A 22,908-nucleotide genomic window follows, 5' to 3' on the forward strand; every position below is an offset into this window, starting at 1 on the left:
GACCTTATCCCCTGGAAAATGAAGCCTCAAGCCAAGATGGAATAGGCCCTTGGTGGAATGGTCCGCTCAGTTTGCTAGGTATCAGGCATGAGTGGACAGAGCGCGCAAGAAATCACCCCGGCGGACAGCAAGGTCACGCCAATGATGGCCCAGTTCCTGGAGATCAAGGCTGCCAATCCGGACAGCCTTCTGTTCTACCGGATGGGCGATTTCTACGAACTGTTTTTCGAAGACGCCGAAGTCGCCTCCGTCGCGCTCGGCATCACGCTGACCAAGCGCGGCAAGCACCAGGGTGCCGACATTCCGATGTGCGGGGTGCCGGTGCATGCAGCCGACGACTATCTCAACAAGCTGATTGCCAAGGGGCACCGGGTATCGGTCTGCGAACAGACGGAAGATCCGGCCGAGGCCAAGAAACGCGGCTCCAAATCCGTCGTCCGGCGCGATGTCGTGCGTCTCGTTACCCCCGGAACGCTGACGGAAGAGCGCCTGCTGGATGCCGGTGCCAACAACTACCTGATGGCGCTGACCCGGTTGAAGGGCGGCTCGCTGGACGGCAGCGCGGTCTATGGTCTTGCCTGGATCGACATGTCCACCGGCTCCTTCCAGGTGTCGGAAACCGATCATCAGCGCCTTGCCGCCGACCTTGCCCAGGTTTCCCCGCGCGAACTGATCCTGTCGGACAATCTGCTGCAGGAAAGCGAGTTGCGCCTGACCGCCGAACAGGCCGGTGGTGCGCTGTCACCGGTGCCGCGTGCCTTTTTCGACAGTTCCACCGCCACGGACCGGCTTGCGCATTACTTTGGTGTGAAGACCCTCGACGGCTTCGGCACCTTTAGCCGGGCGGAGCTTTCCGCCGCCGCCGGCATTCTTGCCTACATCGAGAAGACCCAGCTCGGCGAACGCCCGCCGCTGGATCCGCCCGTGCGCGAGGCCGGCGCCGGGCGCATGTTGATCGATCCGGCAACCCGGGCCAATCTGGAGCTGTCCCGCACGCTTTCGGGCGAAAAGCAGGGCTCGCTGCTGGCGACGATCGACCGGACAGTGACAGGCGGCGGCTCACGCCTGCTCGCCAGCCGCCTGGCCGGACCGCTGGTCAATGTGGATGCGATCCAGCACAGGCTCGACGGCGTTGCCTTCTTTCTTGAAAACGAAATCATGCGCGAAGGCCTGCGCCAGACGCTGAAAGGCGCCCCGGACATGGCCCGGGCCCTGTCGCGGATCGCGCTCAACCGCGGCGGGCCGCGCGATATTCTGTCGGTTGCCCAGGGGCTTGAGGCCGCGCGGGCAGTGCTCGACCAGACCAGTGCGACGGCGGGAACGATTCCGGCGGAAATCGCTGCTGCGCGCGCCAGTCTTGAACAGGCTCCGCACGATCTCGGCAGCGAATTGACGACGGCGCTGAAAGAAGAGCCGCCGCTTCTGAAACGCGACGGCGGTTTCATCGCCACCGGTTACAACGCCGATCTGGACGAACTGCGCTCCCTGCGCGACGAAAGCCGAAAGGTCATCGCGAAGCTTCAGGCAGACTATTCGGAAGAACTCGGCCTGAGGTCGCTGAAGATCAAGCACAACAATGTGCTCGGCTGGTTCATCGAGGCGCCTTCCGCGCAGACGGAAAAGCTGACCGCAGATCCCGGTCGGTTCATCCACCGCCAGACCATGGCCGGCGCCATGCGCTTCACCACCACGGAGCTGGCGGATCTGGAATCGAAGATCGCCAGTGCCGGCGAACGCTCGCTTGCCATCGAGCTGGAAATCTTCGACCGGCTTGCCAAGTCGATCATCGACGCAGGGGAAGCAATCAAGGCCGCTGCCCACGGCCTCAGCATTCTGGATGTTTCGGCGGCGCTTGCGAAACTTGCCCAGGAAGAAAGCTATGTCCGGCCCGTGGTCGATGACAGCCGCGCCTTCGACATCAAGGGTGGACGTCATCCAGTGGTCGAAAAGGCGCTGAAGAAGTCCGGCGGCGACAGTTTTGTTGCCAATGATGCCAATCTCGGTCCGGAAGCGGACGAGGATATCGGCCATATCTGGCTGATTACCGGTCCGAACATGGCCGGTAAATCGACTTTCCTGCGCCAGAACGCACTGATTGCCGTGATGGCCCAGATGGGCGGATATGTGCCGGCAGCAGCAGCCCATATCGGCGTGGTCGACAGGTTGTTCTCCCGCGTCGGCGCGGCAGACGATCTTGCGCGTGGCCGATCCACCTTCATGGTGGAGATGGTCGAGACCGCTGCAATCCTCAATCAGGCCGGTGACCGCTCACTCGTGATCCTGGACGAAATCGGCCGTGGAACGGCGACGTTCGACGGCCTGTCGATTGCCTGGGCGACGATCGAACATCTTCATGAGGTCAACAGGTCCCGTGCCCTGTTTGCGACTCACTACCACGAACTGACTGCCCTTTCCGCCAAGCTGGCCCGGCTTTCAAATGCCACCGTCTCGGTGAAGGAATGGAAGGGCGACGTTATCTTCCTGCACGAGATCGTTCCCGGTGCAGCCGACCGATCCTACGGCATTCAGGTGGCCAAGCTGGCTGGTCTGCCGGTATCCGTCGTCGAAAGATCCAAGCAGGTGCTCAGCCAGCTGGAAGAGCAGGACCGCCGCTCGCCGGCTGAGAGCCTGATCGACGAACTGCCGCTTTTCGCCAGCCTGACCGCGCCTGCGTCCAGCGCTCCGGCAGGGTTTGCGGAACCCGATCCTGTTTCGGTCGCTCTCGAGGCAATCAATCCGGATGACATGACCCCGCGCGAAGCGCTGGAAGCGCTGTACCGGCTGAAGACATTGCGATTGACCCCGGACGACTAGTTGTCAGGTTCGAATTGTGCCGCTGATTTGAGTGACGATAGCGTTCGGGAATGTCTGGTTTTCGAAACTTTCCGAAACGGGCTGCGCAATCGGCAGACGCGCGTTCGGCAAAAAAAGCGGTGACGAGGCGATACAACCCAGTTAGGTTGTAATTCTTGCTTATTTCACTTTTCCGGCGATCGTCATGTTGTCCCTCCTGCAACTGCCCCGACAGGCATTGCTGATTCTGCTTCTTCAATTCACCAACAGCCTCGGCGTTTCGGCGCTGGTGCCGCTGATGAGTTTTTTCATTGTGGAAGGGCTGGGCGCCGAACCCTGGCAGGTGGGTCTTTACTCCGGTCTGGTGATGCCGCTGACGCTGGCCGTCAATCGATGGGCAGGCGAACGGCTGGACAACCGTTTCCCGGTCAAGAGCCTGCTGGTCGTCTCTGTTGTCGCCTATATCACGCTCGCCGCGCTGCTGACTCAGATCAGCAGTCTGGTGATGCTGCTCGTTCTGATCGCCCCCCTGATGAGCCTTTCCAACATGGGCGCGGGTGTCGTCTTTACCTTCGGCCGCCTTTTTGCCGAACAGGAGGGCATGGACGTTGCCAGGGTCAATTCCTGGCTGCGCATGATGGTTTCACTTGCATGGATGATCGGGCCGGCGGTCTCCTTTTCGGTGGTTGCAGCCTTCGGCTTTGCCGCCGCCTTCCTGTGCGCCTTTGCGATCGGCATTGTCTACCTGATGCTCTGGTACATTGTCGTTCCGGCGGACTTCAGGTCAGCACGAGAGCGTTCCAAGACAAACGGCAAGGCGCCGATCAACTGGGGTCTTCAGATTGCCGGGCTAACCTGCCTTGGCTTTGTCATCACCAATTCGCTGTTCGTCTCGGCGATGCCGCTGTTCTTCGTGCAGGAAACACATCTGCCCGGCGCAACACCCGGCTTGGCACTGTCGGTCAAATGCCTGCTGGAAGTCTTTGTCATCTTCGGCTCGGTTCGCCTTGCCGAGCGCATCGGCGTTCGCCAAGTGCTGATGCTGGCAGCGTGCCTTGCCGCGGTCAGCATGGTGCTGTTTGCCCAGGTGACCGCACTCTGGCAGGTGCTGGCCATCGCGGTACTGGAAGGGACTTATTATGGCCTGTTTGCCGGTGTCGCGATCAGCTTCGTGCAGAGCTTCGCACCGGACCGGCCGGGCCGGGCAACGGCGGTTTACATGAACAGCCTGTTCCTCGGTGGCATGATCGGCAGCATTTCGATGGGTTTCATCGCCAGTGCGGCCAGCTTTCAGACCGTGCTTTACACCGCAGCGCTTTCGGCAACCGCGGCCCTGGCCGTTCTGCTTGCAACGCTCAAGGTGCAGCCCAAAGTCATTGAAGAAGGAGCCTAGACACCGCCTGACTTGGCGACGGACAACGCATTGGCCATGGCACCGGCAAAACTCGTTCTGTCATCGGGATTCAGGAAATTGCCGAGATCGACCTGTTCACCCCGACTGAGGAGGGTCACCTTGACGACCCCTTCGTCCTCGATCCGGTCCACCGTCAGGCGGACCCAGAAGGGATTGAAACGGTATTCCTGGTATTTCTTGCCCGGGCCAACCTTGCGGATCGCGATCTCGTGCCGCGAGACGACCACTTCCTCGAAAGTTCGGGCGGAGTGGTAGTTCATCCGAAAGGCAAACCAGAGCAGCGCGATATCAAGTCCGAAGAACCCGAAAACCGGCCAGGCGCCGATACGCAGAAACAGAATACCGGCGATGAAACTGACACCGCCGAAGAAGCACATGAGAACCAGGAATCCGTTTGGCCCCAGAGACCGGTGAGGGGTCAGGACGGCAGTGAAAAACGGCCGGTCCTGATCCGGCAATTCACCATCCCGCAGGGGTTTCGGATTGTTCTCGCTCATGAGGCATGATTATAGAGAGAAGATGACGCAAGCAAAGAGCCCTTCCAAGACTGCGGCAGCACGCCGGCCCGCAAAATCCAAACAGACCCGGAGAAAAGCACCCTCCGTGGACAACCCCGGCAAGGTGCTGAAACGGTCCCGCTATACGAAGGCGGAAACCTTTGCGATCTTCCAGCGCTTCCATGCCGACAACCCGGAACCGAAGGGCGAACTGGATTATGTCAATGCTTTCACGCTTTTGGTTGCCGTGGTGCTGTCGGCCCAGGCAACCGACGTTGGTGTGAACCGGGCAACAAGACACTTGTTCCAGATTGCCGACACACCGGAAAAGATGGTGGCGCTCGGGGAGGACCGGGTGCGGGAGGAAATAAAGACGATCGGCCTTTACAAGAACAAGGCCAAGAACGTCATCCTGTTGTCCGAGCAGCTGATCCGCGACCATGGCGGCGAGGTTCCGGAAGACCGCGAAGCGCTGGAAGCGCTGCCCGGTGTCGGCCGGAAGACCGCTAATGTGGTTCTGAACATCTTTTTCGGCCACCCGACCATTGCCGTCGATACGCATCTGTTTCGCCTGGGCAACCGCATAGGCATTGCCCCCGGCAAGACGCCTCTCGACGTGGAAAAAGCGATGGAGAAAGTCGTGCCGGTGGAATTTGCGCTCCATGCCCACCACTGGCTCATCCTGCATGGCCGGTACATCTGCAAGGCGCGCAAACCGGAGTGCCGGCGCTGTGTGATTTACGATCTGTGCCGGAGCACGGAGAAAGAACTTTTTGATGCGGTGCCGGATATTGCCCTGCGCACCAAAGCCCTTATTGAAAAGGAAACAGTTGCGTGAGTTTCCCGCTTGGACCATTTCCCGTGAGCGAGAGGCTTCGCTTCCGCTTGCCTTCCAGCAATGATGCCGCTTTTTACCACCAGCTCATGAATGAGCCGGATTACATCCGATTTATCGCCGACCACGGTATCAAGACCGAGGAAGACGCGGCCAACTACATCAAGAACAAGACGCTGGCGCGCTTTGCCGCCCATGGAGTCGGGCTTTGGATCCTGGATCTGAAACCATCGCTGACACCGGTTGGTGTGTGCGGTCTGGTGGTGCGCAAGGAACTGAAGTACCCGGACCTTGGTTTTGCCTTTCTGGAAGACCACCGCGGAAAGGGGTTCGGCCGCGAGGCCGGGCAGAGCGTACTGGACTTCGTTACCCGGGAACTGAAGCTGCGCACGCTGTGCGCGATCACGCATCCGGAGAACGTCCGCTCCGCCAACCTCCTGAAGAAACTTGGCTTCGAGCCGGATGGCCAGCGGCATCTGGCGGAGATCGGGACGACCTCCGACTATTACGAATGGAAATTGCGTTATGTGGAAAGCGGTCTGGCCTGAGGGCCGCCGCAATCAATCGTGACGGTCAGCGTTTCTCGCGAACGCGTACGACCACGTCGACACGAACGATTTCCATGCCTTCGGGTGCTTTCGGCAGAGCGCCGATGCCCACACCTTCGCCCGGAATGTCGATCACCCGGTTTTCGCCTTCGATGAAGAAGTGATGGTGGTCGGACACATTGGTGTCGAAGTAGGTCTTGTTGCCGTCGATCGCGACTTCGCGCAGCAGACCGGCTTCGGTGAACTGGTGCAGCGTGTTGTAGACCGTGGCGAGAGAGACCGGCACATCGGCGTCGACCGCCTCTTCATGAAGCAGCTCGGCCGAGATGTGGCGATCGCCCCGGGAGTACAGAATTTCTGCAAGCGAGACACGCTGGCGCGTCGGCCGAAGGCCTGCAGACCGCAGCATGTCGGTCACATTCTTCTTGTCGCCGGTTTCATGCACCACAAGTGTTGTCATTCCGATCCGATCCAGGTCCAGGGTCGCTTCTTGAAACGGCGCAAATATATACCGCGCAAACGTTGCGCCGGGCCGTTTTCACTAACATTGGCCTATATCTGCCATTTCTTGTACCCAAGATGCAAGTTTTAAACGTAAAGGGCAACCTGAGCGGAAATCAGGGCGCAACTGCGGCGCGTTCGGAAGGTTCGTGCAAGCGCTGACCAAACAGCCGCAAGCCGGTGTCCCGGAGCCGGATGCGCAGATTACGTCGAATACGCACAAAACTTGGCGAAACGCCCGAAAAAACCGAGTAACTTCGCGCAAGTGACATCTTTCGGTCATGGTTCCCCTGTGTTAGGAAGGCGCCTCAAACGAACCGAAAACAAACCGAACCTGCCTTGGGAATTTCCCTGGCAGGAGACAAAACACGGATCCCGAATGACCGATCGCCGCTCCAGCTACGATTATGAAGCACTTCTCGCCTGCGGCCGCGGCGAGCTGTTTGGCCCGGGCAATGCCCAGCTGCCTCTTCCCCCGATGCTGATGTTCGACCGGATCACGGAACTTTCCGAAACCGGCGGTGAATTCGACAAGGGGTTCGCTCGCGCCGAGTTCGACATCAAGCCGGATCTCTGGTTTTTCCCGTGCCATTTCCAGGGAAATCCGGTGATGCCGGGCTGCCTTGGTCTCGACGCCCTGTGGCAGCTGACCGGTTTCTTCCTTGGCTGGCTGGGCCTTGAAGGCAAGGGCATGGCCCTGTCGACCGGTGAAGTGAAGTTCAAGGGCATGGTTACGCCGGACGTGAAGCTGGTGGAATACGGTGTCGACTTCAAGCGGGTCATGAAGGGTCGCCTGGTTCTCGGCATTGCCGACGGCTGGTTGAAGGCGGACGGTGAACAGATTTACAAGGCGACCGATTTGCGCGTCGGCCTGGCAAAGACCTGACACCCGTTCGCAGGATCAATTGATGGCACCGGCGCTTCTTTTTCATTGGGGGCGCCGGTTTGCATATTATGTATGTGCCTGCAGGCTCTCGACACACCCCCTGAGAGCTGTGGTGCAGTCAAGACAATAGGAGACCGCAATGAGACGCGTTGTCGTCACCGGCATGGGTATCGTGTCGTCCATCGGAGCAAACACCGAAGAAGTGCTGTCCAGCCTTCGAGAAGGCAAGTCCGGCATCAGCTTCGCTCCGGATTACGCGGAACACGGCTTCAGAAGCCAGGTACACGGCATGCCGAATGTCGATATCGCTTCGCTCATCGACAAGCGCCAGCTGCGCTTCATGGGCGACGGTGCCGCCTATAACTACATCTCCATGCAGCAGGCGATTGCCGACAGCGGTCTGGAAGAAACCGACATCTCCAACCCGCGCACCGGCCTGATCATGGGTTCCGGTGGTCCGTCGACCAAGAACCTGTTCCAGGCACACCAGATCGTGCTGGAAAAAGGGTCGCCCAAGCGCATGGGCCCGTTCATGGTGACCCGCGGCATGAGCTCCACCAACTCTGCCTGCCTGGCGACGCCGTTCAAGATCAAGGGCATCAACTATTCCATCACGTCGGCCTGCTCCACTTCGGCGCATTGCATCGGTGCAGCTACCGAACAGATCCAGTTCGGCAAGCAGGACGTCATGTTTGCCGGTGGCGGTGAGGAACTAGACTGGACCCTGTCCTGCCTGTTCGACGCCATGGGCGCCATGTCCTCCAAGTACAACGACACCCCTCAGACCGCATCGCGGGCCTATGACGCGACCCGCGACGGCTTCGTGATCGCCGGTGGTGGCGGTGTGGTGGTTCTGGAAGAACTGGAACACGCCAAGGCGCGCGGCGCGAAAATCTATGCCGAGGTTACCGGCTACGCAGCCAACTCCGACGGCTACGACATGGTGGCGCCTTCCGGTGAAGGCGGCGAGCGCTGCATGCGCCTTGCCACCTCGACCCTGGGCGACCGCAAGGTCAACTACATCAACAGCCATGGCACTTCGACACCCGTCGGCGATATCGGCGAAATCGAAGCGATCCGCCGCGTATTCGGTGAAAACCAGCCGCCGGTGTCTTCGACCAAGTCGCTCACCGGCCACAGCCTGGGTGCGACCGGCGTTCAGGAAGCCATTTACTGCCTGCTGATGCTGCAGAACGACTTCATGACCGCGTCTGCCAACATCAACGAGCTGGATCCGGCCCTGAAGCCGGGCGAGATCGTGACCGAGCGCGTGGACAATGCAGGCCTCGACACGGTTCTTTCCAACAGCTTCGGCTTTGGCGGCACCAACGCGTCGCTCGCGCTGTCGCGCTTTCACGGCTGAGGAGTTTTGAATGTCTGATCTGATGAAGGGCAAACGCGGCCTGATCATGGGCGTTGCCAACGACCACTCCATTGCCTGGGGTATTGCCAAGACGCTCGCCGATCACGGTGCCGAACTTGCCTTCACCTATCAGGGAGAGGCTTTCGGCCGCCGTACCAAGCCGCTGGCGGATTCCGTCGGTTCCAAGATCCTTGTGCCGTGCGACGTGGAAGACATTGCATCGGTCGACAGCGTGTTCGACACGTTGAAGGAAGAGTGGGGCAGCATCGACTTCCTGGTGCATGCGATCGCCTTTTCCGACAAGACGGAACTGCGCGGGAAATACGCCGACACCACGCGGGAGAACTTCTCCCGCACCATGCTGATCTCCTGCTTCTCCTTCACCGAGATCGCCAAGCGGGCTGCCGCTTTGATGACCAATGGCGGTTCCATGGTGACGCTGACCTATGGCGGTTCCACCAAGGTCATGCCGAACTACAACGTGATGGGCGTTGCCAAGGCTGCTCTGGAATCTTCCGTCCGTTACCTGGCGGTGGACTACGGTGAGCAGAACATCCGCGTGAACGCGATTTCCGCCGGCCCGGTTCGGACGCTTGCAGGATCCGGCGTTTCCGATGCCCGCCTGATGTTCAACTTCCAGAAGCGCAATTCTCCGCTCTGCCGGACCGTTTCCCTGGACGAAATCGGCGGAACCGGCCTCTATCTCCTGTCGGATCTTTCCGGTGGCGTGACCGGTGAAGTGCACTTTGTCGATAGTGGCTACAACATCATGTCGATGCCGCGTCTGGAAGAACTCAAGGTTCAGGAAGTTCAGGCCGACTGAGGCCTGTCCAACAATCCAAACATGCAAAAGGCGGCCGTTGGCCGCCTTTTTTGTTCCAGAATTTCCGTTCCTTTTTCCTCAGGATGAGGGATCAGGAAACCCAGGCAATCGAGGGAGGAGGAGGTCAGTCTCCGATCAGCTCGTCCGGATAGACACCGAACAGGCGGGTCTGATCCAGCCAGCCGTCATAATTCTCGCCGTTGACCCGGCACCAGCCTCCGGCACATTCGGAAACTGTCGTCAGCACGAAGGGATCCAGTTCGGCAACGATATCGGCATCGGAGCGGGAGCGGGAGCGCAGCGGTGTGCGGTCGCTTTTTTCCCATGGGGTGACGAGAGCCGTACGGCGGCTGGACAGCAGCGAGCGGAACACCCAGCCCTGCTTGCCTTCCCAATCGCGAATGCGGCGCCAGTTCTCGAATTCACCGACGATTTCCACGGGCAAACCGGACTGCACGAAGGTCCACGCGATATCATGTTCGCGCGAAGGCCCGATGCGCACATTGACCCGGTCGGACTTCAAACTGACAAATCTCGGCACCGGCAGGCCGCTGGCGCCGGTCGTGGTGCCCTGGGCCTGCGAAGCGACCGAAGTTGCAAGCAGACCGCACAGCAATGTCATCACAGTGAGGAAGATCCGGGTAGCCTGGAACGAGCGAGCCATATTGTCCGGTTGTCCAATTGTTATTGATCTTTGATTTGAGGCAAATCTCTACCGAAAAATTTGCGCGAAAACCAGCTTGGTCGTTTTGGCCGGTTGGCGATCCGCAGCGATTGAAACCGATCCCTTGTTTCTGCCGGACCATCTGGTAAGGAAAAGGGGTGGTCTCATCCGCTCGCGCAACGCGCAGCGTCAAAGTGGTACCGTTGAGGTTAACAAGTCCTCAACGAAGCGCGAAAGGCAATTGGTATGGCGAAAAAGAAGCCTGTCGTTGTGGTGACCCGGAAGCTTCCGGACGTGGTGGAAACACGGATGCGTGAGCTTTTCGAGACGCGTCTCAATGATAATGACAGGCCCTTCAGCCAGGCGGAACTGGTGGAAGCGGTGCGAACCGCCGATGTTCTGGTGCCGACCGTTACCGACCGGATCGACTCATCTGTCCTCTCGCAGGCTGGTGAAAATCTGAAGCTCATCGCAAACTTCGGTAATGGTGTCGACAACATCGATGTCGTGAGTGCCAACAACCGGGGAATCAATGTCACCAACACGCCGGGCGTGCTGACCGAAGACACCGCGGACATGACCATGGCGCTGATCCTGGCCGTGCCGCGTCGACTTGCCACAGGCATCAAGGCGCTGGAAGCCGGCGACTGGGCCGGCTGGTCGCCGACCTGGATGCTTGGCCACCGGATCTGGGGAAAACGCCTGGGTATCATCGGCATGGGCCGCATTGGCCAGGCCGTCGCGCGCCGTGCCAAGGCCTTCGGCATGTCGATCCACTATCACAACCGCCGCCGTCTTGCCGAAAGTGTCGAGGAAGAGCTTGAGGCAACCTACTGGGACAGCCTTGACCAGATGCTGGCGCGCATGGATGTCGTCTCCATCCACTGCCCGCACACGCCGGGAACGTTCCACCTTCTGTCCGCCCGCCGCCTGAAGCTTCTGAAAAAGGATGCCTACGTCGTGAACACCGCCCGTGGCGAGGTGATCGACGAAAACGCCCTGATCCGGATGCTCGAGAGCGGTGAGCTTGCCGGCGCCGGTCTGGACGTGTTCGAGCACGAACCCGCGGTCAATCCGAAGCTGGCCAAGCTGGAAAGCGTTCTGCTGCTGCCGCACATGGGGTCGGCCACCATCGAGGGCCGTATCGAAATGGGCGAGAAGGTCATCATCAACATCAAGACCTTCATGGACGGACACCGCCCGCCGGATCGTGTTCTGCCATCGATGCTTTGACCCGTTTGCGAGTCTCATGTCTTGGCTGATCGTTTCATCGGCAGCGCGGTTGCCGTGCCGGCCAGTCTCGACTGGCTGAAGGCGACCGAAACCGGCCGTATCTGGCTCGACAAGCTGCCGGTGCTGCTTGAAACCGCGTGCGAACACTTCGGGCTTTCAGAAATTGGGAGCCCGTTTTCTGGCGGTAATGTATCTCTCGTCGTTCCGGCAAGACACGACGGTGAGGATGTTGTCCTCAAACTGCAGTTTCCCGATCACGAATGCCGCCATGAAGCCGAGGCACTGGGGCGCTGGAACGGCAAGGGTGCTGTTCGGCTTTTGAAGCATACGCCGGAACTGGGCGCACTGCTGCTGGAGCGCTGCAGGCCGGGACAGTATCTGGCCGACGACACCGAAACGGACCGGATTGGCGTTGTTGCAGGGTTGCTGCGTCTCCTGACAATCCCCGCCGGTGATCCGTTTACTCGCCTCAACGATGAAGCCGCACGGTGGCGGGATAGCCTCGACCATAACTGGATGGCTGCCGGGAAGCCTTGCGAGCAATATCTCGTGGACGCTGCGCGCAAGGCCTTGCAGGACCTTTGTCTTGAGAAAGAGACGGAAGAGGTCCTGCTCCACCAGGACCTGCACGGACACAACATTCTGTCCTCTGAAAGAGATACCTGGCTTGCCATCGACCCGAAGCCTCTCGCCGGCGATCCTGCCTTTGCGCTAAGCCCGATCGTCAGGAGCTTCGAATTCGGACATTCGAAAGCCGAAGCGCGTTACCGCCTGGACCGACTGTCGGAAGAACTGGAGCTTGACCGGGAGCGGGCAAGATATTGGACCATCGGCCAGACCATGGCCTGGGCATTCAGCAGCAGCTATGCCGAGCGGCACTTTGAAACAGTGCGCTGGTTGCTGGCGGACAATTGATCCACCAAATCCGTTTAAGTGGTCTTTCGAGCCTCAGCCGTTGTATTTTGACCAGATCGCACTGTCGCCCATGCCTTCGATGAAGGCCTTGTGGGCTTCAAGTTCGCTTTCCTGCAGCAGGCGCTGCAACGGCGAGGGACGCTGGCGGGCGTTAAAAGTGCCGAGTTCGCCAGGTTCGAAGCTGGAGCCTGCAGAAGAGGTTTCTTCCTCGTCCGTCATCAGGCCAAGGGCCGTCTGACGGCCGCCGATAAGCTCCAGATAGACTTCAGCCAGGATTTCCGCATCCAGAAGAGCGCCGTGCTTGATGCGCTTGGAGTTGTCGATGCCATAGCGAGAGCACAGCGCATCCAGCGAATTCGGCCCCGATGGGTGCTTGCGGCGGGCGAGATCCAGCGTATCGAGCACCTGGGTATTCGGAATTGTGCGCCGTCCGGCCCGTTCCAGCTCCATGTTGATGAAGCCCATGTCGAAAGCCGCGTTGTGGATCACCAGCGTGGCATCGCCAACGAACTCCAGAAACTCATCCGCAACGTGCTCGAACAAGGGCTTGTCGGACAGGAACTCCGCCGACAGGCCATGAACCCGGAAAGCTTCTTCCGGCATGTCGCGCAGCGGGTTGATGTAGACATGATAGGAATTGCCCGTCGCGATGTGGTTGATCAACTCCACACCGCCGATTTCCACCAGCCGATCGCCTCCGCGCGGGTTCAGGCCTGTTGTTTCCGTATCGAACGAGATCTCGCGCATTTTTCCGCCTTTTGCCTATGGATTCACTGTGCAGCTTGCAGGGTGAGTGGCAAGAGTTGCGCGTGGTTTTCCCCGGTGTTCTGGGGTTCTGGCGTTTGATCCCAGTGCCCCTGTGCCTGTTCCGTCCAACACTTCATTCAGAGGAGCCCGGCATTGCCGGGTGTCTCGAAGGATGGGTCACTGGTTTCGGAGTATGCCGCCCATCCTTCGAGACGGGCCTTGCAGGCCCTCCTCAGGATGAGGGCGAAGTTGAAAAGACCTTCGGTGCAAGAGGAGATCAGAGAGACGTCACCCTGCCGAGGCCAATGCCTTCAGGATCGCTCTCACCTGCCGCTTGGCCGCTTCCATGCCCCGGCCGGTATCGACCAGGAAATGCGCGCGGCGGCGTTTTTCTGCGTCTGGCATCTGCTTGGCGAGGATCGCCTCGAACCTGTCTTCGCTCATGCCAGGCCGGGCGAGGACACGGTCTCGCTGAACCTGTGCATCGGCGGTGACAACAACGACGACATCCACACGGGCCTCACCGCCGGTTTCAAACAGCAACGGGATATCCAGCATGACGATACGCCGGTGGTCCGCCCGGGCGCGTTGCAGAAAGAGTTGCTCTTCCTCACGCACCAGGGGGTGAACGATGGCTTCGAGCTTTTTCATGGCCTCGGGCTTGCCAAGCACATGCGGAGAGAGCAGCGTACGGTCGACCTTGCCGTCTGATACCGTGCCGGGAAACGCCGCCTCGATCAGCGGCGCGGCCCGGCCCGAATAGAGCGCGTGGACCGCGGCATCGGCATCGTGCACGGGAACACCTTCGGCTGCGAACATTTTTGCCGTTGTCGATTTGCCCATGCCGATGGAGCCGGTGAGGCCGATCCGGATCACGCAGTTACTCCAAGGTCTGCGAGTATAAGGTTGCGCAGGGTGTCGTCCACTTCCGGCCGAACCCCGAACCAGCGTTCGAAAGCCGGTACGGCCTGATGCAGCAGCATGCCAAGGCCGTCCACAGTCTGGTTGCCCCGCGCCTTCGCGCTGCGCAGCAGATCGGTTTCAAGTGGTGCATAGACCGCATCAGTGACAATTGCCGTCTTCGGCAAGGGTGACAGATCGATTTCCAGCGGTGCCTTGCCGGCCATGCCGAGCGAAGTGGTGTTCACCAGAAGATCAGCTTCTTCAAGCACTGTCCCCAAGTTGTCCCATTCATGGGCAATTGTTCCGGAACCAAACATATCCGCAATAGCTTTTGCTTTCTCGAATGTCCGGTTGACGATATGCACTCTTGTGAATTTCCGCGAGAGCAATGCCCACACAACGGCACGTGCGGCTCCGCCTGCCCCCAGGACCACGGCAGATTCACGTGAAACGTCCCACCCGGGGGCGAGCTGATCAAGATTGCCGAGAAAGCCGAGACCATCAGTATTGGCCCCGCACAGCCGGCCGCTGTCGTCCAGCCAGATCGTGTTGGCAGCCCCCATGGATTTTGCCGCATCATCCAGCCAGTCGCAGGCCGCGGCAGCCACTTCCTTGTTCGGAACAGTGACATTGGCGCCGGACAGACCCGCGTCGGCAAAATTCCGGTAGAAGTCCTCGGCAGTTTCCGGCGTAACGTCGACCCGGCCATATTCTCCGGCGATGCCGTGCTTCTTCAACCAGTATCCATGCACCAGCGGAGAGCGGGAATGTGTCACCGGATGGCCTGTGATGGCCGCTTTTTTCACGGATCCGCTCATGTTTCGATCACCTTCAGGCTGCGCAACTCTGCCAGAAGAGGCAAAAGCGGCAGGCCAAGAATGGTGAAATAGTCGCCATCTATCTTTTCAAAAAGCTGCACGCCGAGACTTTCCAGCTGATAGGCGCCGACACTGGAAAGCACGTCCTCACCGGCCGCAGCCAGATAATGGCCAATGAAGGCCGGGCTCAGTTCGCGCATGGTCAGCCGTGCCGTGGAAACGTGGCGCCAGATTGCTTCGCCATCCTTTGAAATCACCACGGCGGAATGCAGTTCGTGGGTCTTGCCGGAAAAGGCGAGCAGTTGCCGGCGCGCAGCTTCCATGTCCTCCGGTTTTGTGCGTCTTTCACCTTCGAACGCCAGAATCTGATCGGCACCGATGACAAGATCTCCGGCGCGGCGGTCACTGACGTCATTCGCCTTGGCTTCCGCCAGAACGCTTGCCAGGTCTTCCGGAGGAAAGCCTGCTTCCAGGAGCGGAGCTTCGACAACACGCTCGTCGACATCGGCCGGGTCGACCTCGATGTCGAGCCCGGCGTTTTTCAGAAGATCAGCGCGGATCCTGCTTCCGCTTGCCAAGACAAGTGCCATTTCCATCCCTTTTGTTGGTTATCCGGCGCGCCCGGTTTCTCCTCCGCCTTCCTGCCCTGATTTGAATTCCTTGAAAAGGGTCAGGATCTCCGCAGCTGTCTCCTCGACAGAACGACGCGTAACGTCAATCAACGGCCAGCCATGTTCCGTGCAGAGCCTGCGGGTCATGTTGATCTCCTGGGAGATCTCCTTCCGGTCGACATACGTGTCGTTATAGCCTTCCGAATTCAATGACAGCACACGGTTGCGGCGGATCTGCTGAATGCGTTCGGCAGAAGCGATCAGGCCGACAATCATCGGCTGCTTGAGTTTCTTCACATGTTCGGGCAGGGCGATGCCCGGGACCAGCGGCACGTTTGCTGCCTTGATGCCCCGGTTGGCCAGATAGATGCAGGTTGGCGTCTTGGATGTGCGCGAAATGCCGATCAGCACGATATCGGCGGATTCCAGATCGTCCCAGATCTGACCGTCATCATGCAACATGGTGTAGTTGAGCGCTTCCATCCGGCGAAAATATTCCGCATCCAGTTCATGCTGTCCGCCGACCCGGTGGGTTTGGGTGACATTGAGATAGGACTGGAAGACCGCGAAGACCGGATCCAGGATATTGACGAAAGGCACACCCAGCTCGCGGCATTTCAGTTCCAGCCGGCCGGCGATTTCCACATCGACCAGGGTATAGAGGACGATGCCGGGTGCCTTTTCGATTTCAGTGATTACCCGGTCGAGCTGCTTCTGGGAGCGCACCAACGGATAGACATGCTCGATTTCCTGCACGTTCTCGTACTGAACCGTCGCCGCACGGGCCACTGTCATCAGCGTTTCACCGGTGGAGTCGGACACGAGATGGAGATGGAAGTAGTGTCTCGACTTGTTCACGTTGTCATCCCCAGGCCTGTTGATGATTTGGGTAAGATGTCTGCCACCCAGTGCCTAGCACGAAGTTTATGCCCGCTCAGCCGAATTTATTAACAATGCTTAAACGAGCGGAAACTGATGCCGAAACGGTTGTGCATGGATGTGGATTCACAAAGGCGCTGTGACATATCGACAGATTGTCCACTGCCGCCCAATTCCTTAACGAAACGTAAACAAGCGGACAAGTGATTGTAATTCAATTCGTAATCCTGTTATCGACTCCTGGGGAGGAAATCTGCTTAACAAGTAGCGGATTTTTTCCCGCCGAGAAAATCAGGCTGATGGATTGTGGATAGAAAATGATCCCGGTAATCCACGCACAAATAGAAAAAACAGATTCAAAATAAGAATCTTTATTGATTTGAAATGTGGGAAAGGCGACCTCATGAAATCCCAAGACAGGTCCGTGATGCGGGTACTCTCCGGAGAAAAGCTCTGGCCGCCTCCCATCTGGATGATGCGTCAGGCCGGACGCTATCTTCCCGAATATCGCGAAGTGCGTTCGAAGGCGGCAAACTTTCTGGAGTTCTGCTATTCGCCGGACCTTGCAACAGAGGTCACGCTCCAGCCGATCCGCCGGTATGGTTTTGATGCAAGCATTCTGTTTTCAGACATCTTCGTCGTACCGGACGCCATCGGGTACCCGGTTCGTTTTGAAGAAGGACGTGGTCCCGTTCTGGAACCGCTGTCTTCCGATCTTCTGGATCGTCTGGAACAGGATCGTGCCGAGGATCATCTCAAACCGGTCATAGAGACGGTTTCCCGCCTGCGGGCGGAGCTGCCAGAGGAAACGACGCTGCTGGGCTTCTGTGGCGCTCCCTGGACGGTTGCCTGCTATTCCGTTGCCGGCCACACCACCCAGGATCAGGTTGCCGCTCGTGTGGGCGCCTATCGCGATCCTGACCTGATGCAGCGTTTCGTCGATCAGCTCGTCACCGCCTCGATCCGCTATCTCATCCGACAGCTGGATGCGGGCGCGGATGCGGTCCAGATTTTCGATACCTGGGCAGGCGTACTGGATGAAGCCGGTTTCAAGCGCTGGTCGATAGAACCGACCCGCCGGATCGTTGACGGTGTTCGGGCCGTGCGACCGGACGCGAAGATCATCGGTTTCCCGAAAGCTTCCTCGGCTCGGATGATGGCATTCGTGGAAGGTACGGGTGTGGATGCGGTCGGTTTCGACTGGACGGCTCCGGACCAGGTTGCGCTCGACATTCAGAAGAAGGTCCCGATCCAGGGCAATCTCGATCCGATGCGGCTGGTGGCCGGCGGCAAGGCGCTGGAAGAGGGCGTGGCCCATATCCTGAACACCTTCGACAAGGGTCCGCTGGTCTTCAACCTGGGGCATGGTGTGACGCCGGACGCGGATCCGGAAAACGTTGCCCGCATGGTCGAGCTGGTCAGGAAGGGATAAGCGCATGGATCTCTTTCTCTGGATCAAGGCGCTCCACGTCATCTCGATCATCGCGTGGATGGCCGGCATGCTCTATCTGCCGCGGCTGTTCGTCTACCATGCGGCCACGGAAATCGGATCGGAACAGTCCGAGACCTTCAAGATCATGGAACGGCGGCTGCTCAAGGCCATCATCAATCCGGCCATGATCGCCTCCTGGGGGTTTGGCCTGTGGCTCGCCTGGGAACTTCAGGCCTGGCAGGACGGGTGGTTCCACGCCAAGTTCACGTTTGTCCTGATCATGTCCGGTGTTCACGGCCATCTCAGCAGCTGTGTGAAGAAATTCGCCCGCGACGAGAACAAAAGGTCGCAGCGTTACTACCGGATACTCAACGAAGTTCCGACTGTCCTGATGATCGGGATCGTCATCTTCGTCATCGTCAAACCGTTTTAAGCGGCACGAAACAGGCAATAGAGACAGCCGCAGACATGCGGCCGTCATTTTCACCTTTCGAATTCTAAGTGTGGCCTAAAAAACCGGCAGAATTCCGGGCTTGCGCTTTATTGCAAATCAACGTATCTTTCGCGCATCTTCATACGGCACAGTGTTCGTTTTCAATCGCTCCGCAGTCGCCGTACAATCTGGACACGCCTAAAAGTCTCTCAGATATCTTCTGGCCGACCCATCCATCCGGCGCAGAACGACCTTTCCAAACCTAAATCCATAACAACACAAAAAAAGACCCCAACTCGATGCGGGAAATGAAACTCAAAGACCTAAAAGAAAAAACACCGACAGAGCTGCTCCAAACTGCTGAGGAGCTTGAAGTCGAAAACGCCAGCACCATGCGCAAGCAGGAGCTGATGTTCGCCATCCTGAAGAACCTAGCTGCTCAGGATGTGGAGATTATCGGCGAAGGCGTCGTTGAAGTCCTTCAGGACGGCTTCGGCTTTCTCCGGTCTCCGGATGCGAACTATCTGCCGGGCCCGGACGACATTTACGTCTCGCCCTCGCAGATCCGCCGCTTTTCGCTGCGGACAGGGGACACCGTTGAAGGCCAGATCCGCAGCCCCAAAGAGGGCGAACGGTATTTTGCCCTTCTCAAAGTCAACACCATCAATTTCGAGGATCCGGAAAAGGCCCGGCACAAGGTTCACTTCGACAACCTGACGCCGCTTTATCCGGATGAACGTTTCCGGATGGAGATCGAAGATCCGACCATCAAGGATCTCTCCTCCCGCGTTATCGACCTGGTAGCGCCTCTCGGCAAAGGCCAGCGTGCGCTGATCACCGCGCCGCCGCGCACAGGTAAAACGGTGTTCCTGCAGAACATCGCGAAGTCCATCACCACCAATCATCCGGAATGCTATCTGATCGTTCTTCTGATCGATGAACGTCCGGAAGAAGTGACCGACATGCAGCGCACGGTCGACGGCGAAGTGGTTTCCTCCACGTTCGACGAACCGGCCGCCCGCCACGTGCAGGTTGCCGAAATGGTGATCGAGAAGGCTAAGCGCCTGACCGAGCACGGCCGCGACGTCGTCATCCTGCTGGACTCCATCACGCGTCTGGGACGTGCGTACAACACCGTCGTTCCGTCTTCAGGCAAGGTCCTGACCGGTGGTGTCGACGCCAACGCCCTGCAGCGGCCGAAGCGCTTCTTCGGTGCGGCCCGTAACATTGAAGAGGGTGGCTCGCTGACGATCATCGCGACCGCACTGATCGATACCGGCAGCCGCATGGACGAAGTCATCTTCGAAGAGTTCAAGGGTACGGGTAACTCCGAAATCATCCTGGACCGCAAGATCTCCGACAAGCGTGTTTACCCGGCCATCGATATCCAGCGCTCCGGTACACGTAAGGAAGAGCTTCTGGTACCGGCCGAGCGTCTCAAGAAGACCTTCGTGCTGCGCCGGATCCTCAACCCGATGGGGACGGTGGATGCGATCGAATTCCTGCTCGACAAGCTGAAACAGACCAAGTCGAACGACGATTTCTTCGACAGCATGAACACTTGATCCCAAACGGATCCGGTTCTATTCAAAGGCGCGGCCCGCGAGGGTTCGCGCCTTTACTTTTTGTTAAGAATTAAAAACCCCGCCACCGTGTTTCACGTGAATCCTGCCTTTGTTGAATCGGACCCGTTCTGATGACTGAAGCTTCGTTCCTGTTAGAGACTGACCGGCTCCTGCTTCGTCCATGGAAGGATGAAGACCTGGACCCATTTGCCAGGCTCTGTGCCGACCCCGAGGTGATGAGATTTTTCCCTGAGGTGCTGACGCGGGAGAAATCCGACTTGCTGGTTGCGCGATGCCGGGAAAAGACGGTGAAGGACGGTTTCAGCATGGCGCCGATTGAAACCAAGGAGACGGGAGAATTTCTCGGCTTCGTCGGTTTGAACGTTCCGTCCTATGCGGCACCCCTGCCGTTCGAGCCTTGTGTCGAAATCGGCTGGCGCTTGAAGCGGACTGCCTGGGGGAAGGGCTATGCAGGCGAGGCTGCGCGGGAGTGGCTTCGATTCGGTTTTGAAACCATCGGTCTTGAAGAGATCGTGGCTTTCACCATCCCGGACAATCTCCCGTCGCAAAGGGTCATGGAAAAGATCGGCATGACCCGCGACCTGGAGGGGGACTTTCTCCATCCCAGTCTTCCGGCAGATCATCCGATCGCGAAGCATGTGCTCTATCGCCTCAAGAAGACGGACTGGATATCCAGCCCGAAGCAAGTCTGACTTCTGTTCCGGTGTGTCGATCAGATTCACGTGAAACAAAACCGCATCGAATCCGTTTCGACGGGCTTGATGTTGAAGACGAAGATGCGCTGCCCAATGCTGCCTGTGTCGATATCGCTTGGTAACTGACGCCTTTCCCGACAATTTTCCCACGCAGGGACTGACGAGCCGAATTGGAATGGGGTGCGATACACCCGGCGATTTCCTGCATCCGAACCTTCGAGACGGATGCCGCTTTAAACGGAATGTTCTCGAAAAGTCTGACAGAAACCGATTGCCAGATGCCGGCGCTGGGTAAGATCTCTTCAAGACGAATACTGCCAGCGCATAGATTCACGTGAAACAGAAGAGGGGCGACGTCACAGCTTGAATTTGTTTCACGTGAATCCGTCACCTTGAATCGGCTCCGATCCGACAGCCGGAATTGTCACCTGAGGAGGGTGCTTCTTTCTCACATCCTGAAGGCTCAACATCGAACCCGATGTCACGCCTGATTGCAGTGGCTGGACCAGAGGGCGACGGAAAAATCCCGGAAGCGGTGTTTCACGTGAATCTCCTGTTTTGAATCGGCTACTGTTGTGTTCAGGAGCTCAACCGCCTCCACTTACATCGTGTGACGACATGGGTGAAAGACCTCGCCCCTAGGCCTACAAACAGATTGTGAGGTTGTGACGTAGTCTCGCCAAACGAAATGCAATTCCCTCATTCAGTGTGTTTCCGTCCTGGGCCCGATTTGAAGGGGAAACAGATACTGTCGGAGGCTGCGTGTGTGAGGGACGAGAACCGCGCCGGAAAGGAAAGCCGCTCCTGGTCAGGACAGGTATTTTTCTGACAATTGATTCACGTGAAACAGATCGCCGTCTCACCGATCACTTCGATTCGGCGGCGGAATGGCGAGGCTTGTTCTTTTCCGCGGTGACGAGAGTTGATAAAGAGGCGGTCCACGACTCGACCACGAACCGGAAGACACCATGGCTGACACGATCTTTGCGCTCTCCAGTGGAGCTGTGCCTTCGGGCGTTGCGGTGATCCGTGTGTCTGGTCCAGGTACCAGGGAGATCGTTGAGACACTGGCTGGCAAGGTGCCACAGCCGCGGAAGACGATGCTGGCCAAGCTCCGGGATCCGGAAACGAAGGACGTTCTCGACGAGGCCCTGGTACTCTACTTTGAAGGACCTTCCAGCTTCACGGGAGAGGACGTTGCCGAGTTCCAATGCCATGGTGGACGTGCCGTGGTCTCAAGCCTCCTGTCCGTACTTTCCCGGTTTTCCAATTGCCGTCCGGCCGAGGCAGGGGAGTTCACGCGCCGCGCTTTCGATCGTGGCCGCATGGACCTCACGGAAGTTGAGGGCCTGGCAGATCTCATCGCCGCAGAGACCGAGAGCCAGCGCAAGCAGGCAGTCCGTCAGATGGGTGGAGCCCTCGGCAAACTCTATGACGACTGGAGAAAGCGTCTCATCCATATGCGCGCAATGATCGAGGCCGACTTCGATTTCGCCGATGAAGAGGATGTTCCTGGCAGCGTGGCCGATGAAGTCTGGGCGGAAGCAACCCAGCTCCATTACGAGATTGCAGAGCACCTTGAGAAATCCCGCAGCGGCGAGCGTCTACGGTCCGGCTTGCAGGTGGTGCTGATGGGGGCACCCAATGCCGGCAAGTCCAGTCTCCTGAATGCCATCGCAGGACGGGAGGTCGCCATCGTCACGGAAGAAGCCGGAACGACCCGGGACGTGATCGAGGTTCATCTGGATCTTTCAGGGTATCCCGTGACGCTTGTCGATACCGCCGGCCTCCGGAAGACGGAGGGTGTGGTTGAGAAGGAAGGCATACGCCGGGCAGAGGAACGGGGCCGGGGAGCGGATCTCATCCTGTGGGCGGTGGAGCCTGGTGGGGTGGAACAGGACGATGTCGCCGCCGGCCTTCCGGAAGACCTTCGCCGTAGTGTGCCTGTCTGGACCGTTCGAACGAAGGCTGATCTTGAGACTCTTCCGGAACAAGACTCTTCCGGAACGATCCAGGCAATTGCTTGTTCCAGCAAAAGCGCTGAAGGTATGAACCCGCTTTTTTCCCGGCTTACCCGTTTTGCCGAGGAAACGATATCTGTCGGCGAAGCACCACTGGCCACCCGGGAACGGCACCGTCACTATCTCAAGGATTGTCTGTCCGGCCTGAGAGCTGCCGTGGATATGGTGCACCTGCCGGCGGAATTGCGCGCGGAAGACCTTCGCCGGGCTGCGGATGCTCTCGGGCGGATCACCGGGAGGTTCGATGTCGAGGATTTGCTTGATGTGATCTTCCGGGATTTCTGTATCGGCAAGTGACCTGTTTCACGTGA

Annotated in this window: 22 protein-coding genes; 14 read left to right on the forward strand and 8 right to left on the reverse strand. The window is 58.7% G+C overall.

What is annotated here, in order from left to right; all coding sequences use genetic code 11:
* The first annotated feature begins 87 nt into the window (after positions 1-87).
* Together mutS and B0E33_RS12210 are read left to right on the forward strand one after the other, a co-directional pair.
* Positions 88-2,814 carry a DNA mismatch repair protein MutS gene (mutS, locus tag B0E33_RS12205; protein ID WP_077291360.1) on the forward strand — a complete coding sequence of 909 codons (2,727 nt, stop codon included), beginning with the start codon at positions 88-90 and terminating at the stop codon, positions 2,812-2,814.
* 184 nt (positions 2,815-2,998) lie between these two features.
* Positions 2,999-4,186, forward strand: a complete 1,188-nt coding sequence (locus B0E33_RS12210) for an MFS transporter (RefSeq protein ID WP_077291361.1) — start codon at positions 2,999-3,001, stop codon at positions 4,184-4,186.
* Here the strand turns inward: B0E33_RS12210 and B0E33_RS12215 are convergent.
* The gene (locus B0E33_RS12215) at positions 4,183-4,704 is read right to left on the reverse strand and encodes a DUF2244 domain-containing protein (RefSeq protein ID WP_075282752.1); all 522 of its coding nucleotides are present in this window, start codon (positions 4,702-4,704) and stop codon (positions 4,183-4,185) included. The two genes, B0E33_RS12210 and B0E33_RS12215, sit on opposite strands and share 4 nt — an antisense overlap.
* 22 nt (positions 4,705-4,726) lie before the next feature.
* Here B0E33_RS12215 and nth point away from each other — a divergent pair, with 22 nt between their 5' ends.
* Together nth and B0E33_RS12225 are read left to right on the forward strand one after the other, a co-directional pair.
* On the forward strand, positions 4,727-5,542 hold the full coding sequence (gene nth / locus B0E33_RS12220; RefSeq protein WP_023002447.1) for an endonuclease III: 816 nt from the start codon (positions 4,727-4,729) through the stop codon (positions 5,540-5,542).
* A 23-nt stretch (positions 5,543-5,565) separates the two neighbouring features.
* Positions 5,566-6,087 carry a GNAT family N-acetyltransferase gene (locus B0E33_RS12225; protein WP_158514150.1) on the forward strand — a complete coding sequence of 174 codons (522 nt, stop codon included), beginning with the start codon at positions 5,566-5,568 and terminating at the stop codon, positions 6,085-6,087.
* A 25-nt stretch (positions 6,088-6,112) separates the two neighbouring features.
* Here the strand turns inward: B0E33_RS12225 and irrA are convergent, their stop codons facing one another.
* A complete protein-coding gene (gene irrA, locus B0E33_RS12230; protein WP_023002449.1) occupies positions 6,113-6,547 on the reverse strand; it encodes an iron response transcriptional regulator IrrA in 435 nt (144 codons plus the stop codon).
* A 420-nt stretch (positions 6,548-6,967) separates the two neighbouring features.
* On the opposite strand from irrA, the gene fabA reads away from it, so the two are divergent.
* The 3 genes from fabA (at position 6,968) to fabI (ending at position 9,660) form a co-directional block, all read left to right on the forward strand.
* Positions 6,968-7,474 carry a 3-hydroxyacyl-[acyl-carrier-protein] dehydratase FabA gene (gene fabA, locus B0E33_RS12235; RefSeq protein WP_023002450.1) on the forward strand — a complete coding sequence of 169 codons (507 nt, stop codon included), beginning with the start codon at positions 6,968-6,970 and terminating at the stop codon, positions 7,472-7,474.
* 139 nt (positions 7,475-7,613) lie between these two features.
* Positions 7,614-8,837, forward strand: coding sequence for a beta-ketoacyl-ACP synthase I (fabB, locus tag B0E33_RS12240; protein ID WP_031269976.1), 1,224 nt, complete (start codon positions 7,614-7,616; stop codon positions 8,835-8,837).
* Positions 8,838-8,847: 10 nt separating this feature from the next.
* On the forward strand, positions 8,848-9,660 hold the full coding sequence (gene fabI / locus B0E33_RS12245) for an enoyl-ACP reductase FabI (protein ID WP_023002452.1): 813 nt from the start codon (positions 8,848-8,850) through the stop codon (positions 9,658-9,660).
* Between the two features lie 124 nt (positions 9,661-9,784).
* Here fabI and B0E33_RS12250 read toward each other — a convergent pair whose 3' ends face one another.
* Positions 9,785-10,282 (reverse strand): SH3 domain-containing protein, encoded by a 498-nt coding sequence (locus B0E33_RS12250; protein WP_031269978.1) that lies wholly within the window; start codon positions 10,280-10,282, stop codon positions 9,785-9,787.
* Between the two features lie 288 nt (positions 10,283-10,570).
* On the opposite strand from B0E33_RS12250, the gene B0E33_RS12255 reads away from it, so the two are divergent.
* Together B0E33_RS12255 and B0E33_RS12260 are read left to right on the forward strand one after the other, a co-directional pair.
* Positions 10,571-11,557 carry a 2-hydroxyacid dehydrogenase gene (locus tag B0E33_RS12255; RefSeq protein WP_023002454.1) on the forward strand — a complete coding sequence of 329 codons (987 nt, stop codon included), beginning with the start codon at positions 10,571-10,573 and terminating at the stop codon, positions 11,555-11,557.
* Between the two features lie 21 nt (positions 11,558-11,578).
* On the forward strand, positions 11,579-12,472 hold the full coding sequence (locus tag B0E33_RS12260) for an aminoglycoside phosphotransferase family protein (protein WP_077291363.1): 894 nt from the start codon (positions 11,579-11,581) through the stop codon (positions 12,470-12,472).
* A 33-nt stretch (positions 12,473-12,505) separates the two neighbouring features.
* On the opposite strand, the gene dnaQ is transcribed toward B0E33_RS12260, so the two are convergent.
* The 5 genes from dnaQ to B0E33_RS12285 form a co-directional block, all read right to left on the reverse strand.
* On the reverse strand, positions 12,506-13,219 hold the full coding sequence (gene dnaQ, locus B0E33_RS12265; protein ID WP_023002456.1) for a DNA polymerase III subunit epsilon: 714 nt from the start codon (positions 13,217-13,219) through the stop codon (positions 12,506-12,508).
* A gap of 288 nt (positions 13,220-13,507) precedes the next feature.
* Positions 13,508-14,095: a dephospho-CoA kinase gene (gene coaE, locus B0E33_RS12270; RefSeq protein ID WP_077291364.1), complete on the reverse strand. Its 588-nt coding sequence runs from the start codon at positions 14,093-14,095 to the stop codon at positions 13,508-13,510.
* Positions 14,092-14,940, reverse strand: a complete 849-nt coding sequence (locus tag B0E33_RS12275) for a shikimate dehydrogenase (protein WP_206051433.1) — start codon at positions 14,938-14,940, stop codon at positions 14,092-14,094. Before B0E33_RS12275 ends, coaE begins: the two co-directional genes overlap by 4 nt.
* The gene (locus B0E33_RS12280; RefSeq protein WP_062486005.1) at positions 14,937-15,536 is read right to left on the reverse strand and encodes a Maf-like protein; all 600 of its coding nucleotides are present in this window, start codon (positions 15,534-15,536) and stop codon (positions 14,937-14,939) included. Before B0E33_RS12280 ends, B0E33_RS12275 begins: the two co-directional genes overlap by 4 nt.
* A gap of 12 nt (positions 15,537-15,548) precedes the next feature.
* On the reverse strand, positions 15,549-16,409 hold the full coding sequence (locus B0E33_RS12285) for a pyruvate, water dikinase regulatory protein (RefSeq protein WP_077291365.1): 861 nt from the start codon (positions 16,407-16,409) through the stop codon (positions 15,549-15,551).
* A gap of 424 nt (positions 16,410-16,833) precedes the next feature.
* Here B0E33_RS12285 and hemE point away from each other — a divergent pair, with 424 nt between their 5' ends.
* From hemE to mnmE, 5 genes are all read left to right on the forward strand, one after another.
* On the forward strand, positions 16,834-17,862 hold the full coding sequence (gene hemE, locus B0E33_RS12290; RefSeq protein ID WP_077291366.1) for a uroporphyrinogen decarboxylase: 1,029 nt from the start codon (positions 16,834-16,836) through the stop codon (positions 17,860-17,862).
* Between the two features lie 4 nt (positions 17,863-17,866).
* Positions 17,867-18,295, forward strand: a complete 429-nt coding sequence (hemJ, locus tag B0E33_RS12295; RefSeq protein ID WP_023002462.1) for a protoporphyrinogen oxidase HemJ — start codon at positions 17,867-17,869, stop codon at positions 18,293-18,295.
* Between the two features lie 299 nt (positions 18,296-18,594).
* Positions 18,595-19,860 (forward strand): transcription termination factor Rho, encoded by a 1,266-nt coding sequence (gene rho, locus B0E33_RS12300; RefSeq protein WP_023002463.1) that lies wholly within the window; start codon positions 18,595-18,597, stop codon positions 19,858-19,860.
* A gap of 131 nt (positions 19,861-19,991) precedes the next feature.
* Complete coding sequence (locus B0E33_RS12305; protein ID WP_077291367.1) at positions 19,992-20,573, forward strand: GNAT family N-acetyltransferase; 582 nt, start codon at positions 19,992-19,994, stop codon at positions 20,571-20,573.
* A 971-nt stretch (positions 20,574-21,544) separates the two neighbouring features.
* On the forward strand, positions 21,545-22,894 hold the full coding sequence (mnmE, locus tag B0E33_RS12310) for a tRNA uridine-5-carboxymethylaminomethyl(34) synthesis GTPase MnmE (protein WP_077291368.1): 1,350 nt from the start codon (positions 21,545-21,547) through the stop codon (positions 22,892-22,894).
* The last annotated feature ends 14 nt before the right edge of the window (positions 22,895-22,908 follow it).

This window comes from Roseibium algicola, assembly GCF_001999245.1.
Taxonomy (GTDB): Bacteria; Pseudomonadota; Alphaproteobacteria; order Rhizobiales; family Stappiaceae; genus Roseibium; species Roseibium algicola.

What these genes read in the sequence shown, in the direction of transcription:
- mutS (WP_077291360.1), top strand. Translation starts at nt 88, where the DNA reads ATGAGTGGACAGAGCGCGCAAGAAATCACCCCGGCGGACAGCAAGGTC.
- B0E33_RS12210 (WP_077291361.1), top strand. Translation starts at nt 2,999, where the DNA reads ATGTTGTCCCTCCTGCAACTGCCCCGACAGGCATTGCTGATTCTGCTT.
- B0E33_RS12215 (WP_075282752.1), bottom strand. Translation starts at nt 4,704, where the DNA reads ATGAGCGAGAACAATCCGAAACCCCTGCGGGATGGTGAATTGCCGGAT.
- nth (WP_023002447.1), top strand. Translation starts at nt 4,727, where the DNA reads ATGACGCAAGCAAAGAGCCCTTCCAAGACTGCGGCAGCACGCCGGCCC.
- irrA (WP_023002449.1), bottom strand. Translation starts at nt 6,547, where the DNA reads ATGACAACACTTGTGGTGCATGAAACCGGCGACAAGAAGAATGTGACC.
- fabA (WP_023002450.1), top strand. Translation starts at nt 6,968, where the DNA reads ATGACCGATCGCCGCTCCAGCTACGATTATGAAGCACTTCTCGCCTGC.
- fabB (WP_031269976.1), top strand. Translation starts at nt 7,614, where the DNA reads ATGAGACGCGTTGTCGTCACCGGCATGGGTATCGTGTCGTCCATCGGA.
- fabI (WP_023002452.1), top strand. Translation starts at nt 8,848, where the DNA reads ATGTCTGATCTGATGAAGGGCAAACGCGGCCTGATCATGGGCGTTGCC.
- B0E33_RS12250 (WP_031269978.1), bottom strand. Translation starts at nt 10,282, where the DNA reads ATGACATTGCTGTGCGGTCTGCTTGCAACTTCGGTCGCTTCGCAGGCC.
- B0E33_RS12255 (WP_023002454.1), top strand. Translation starts at nt 10,571, where the DNA reads ATGGCGAAAAAGAAGCCTGTCGTTGTGGTGACCCGGAAGCTTCCGGAC.
- dnaQ (WP_023002456.1), bottom strand. Translation starts at nt 13,219, where the DNA reads ATGCGCGAGATCTCGTTCGATACGGAAACAACAGGCCTGAACCCGCGC.
- B0E33_RS12275 (WP_206051433.1), bottom strand. Translation starts at nt 14,940, where the DNA reads ATGAGCGGATCCGTGAAAAAAGCGGCCATCACAGGCCATCCGGTGACA.
- B0E33_RS12280 (WP_062486005.1), bottom strand. Translation starts at nt 15,536, where the DNA reads ATGGAAATGGCACTTGTCTTGGCAAGCGGAAGCAGGATCCGCGCTGAT.
- hemE (WP_077291366.1), top strand. Translation starts at nt 16,834, where the DNA reads ATGAAATCCCAAGACAGGTCCGTGATGCGGGTACTCTCCGGAGAAAAG.
- hemJ (WP_023002462.1), top strand. Translation starts at nt 17,867, where the DNA reads ATGGATCTCTTTCTCTGGATCAAGGCGCTCCACGTCATCTCGATCATC.
- rho (WP_023002463.1), top strand. Translation starts at nt 18,595, where the DNA reads ATGCGGGAAATGAAACTCAAAGACCTAAAAGAAAAAACACCGACAGAG.
- B0E33_RS12305 (WP_077291367.1), top strand. Translation starts at nt 19,992, where the DNA reads ATGACTGAAGCTTCGTTCCTGTTAGAGACTGACCGGCTCCTGCTTCGT.
- mnmE (WP_077291368.1), top strand. Translation starts at nt 21,545, where the DNA reads ATGGCTGACACGATCTTTGCGCTCTCCAGTGGAGCTGTGCCTTCGGGC.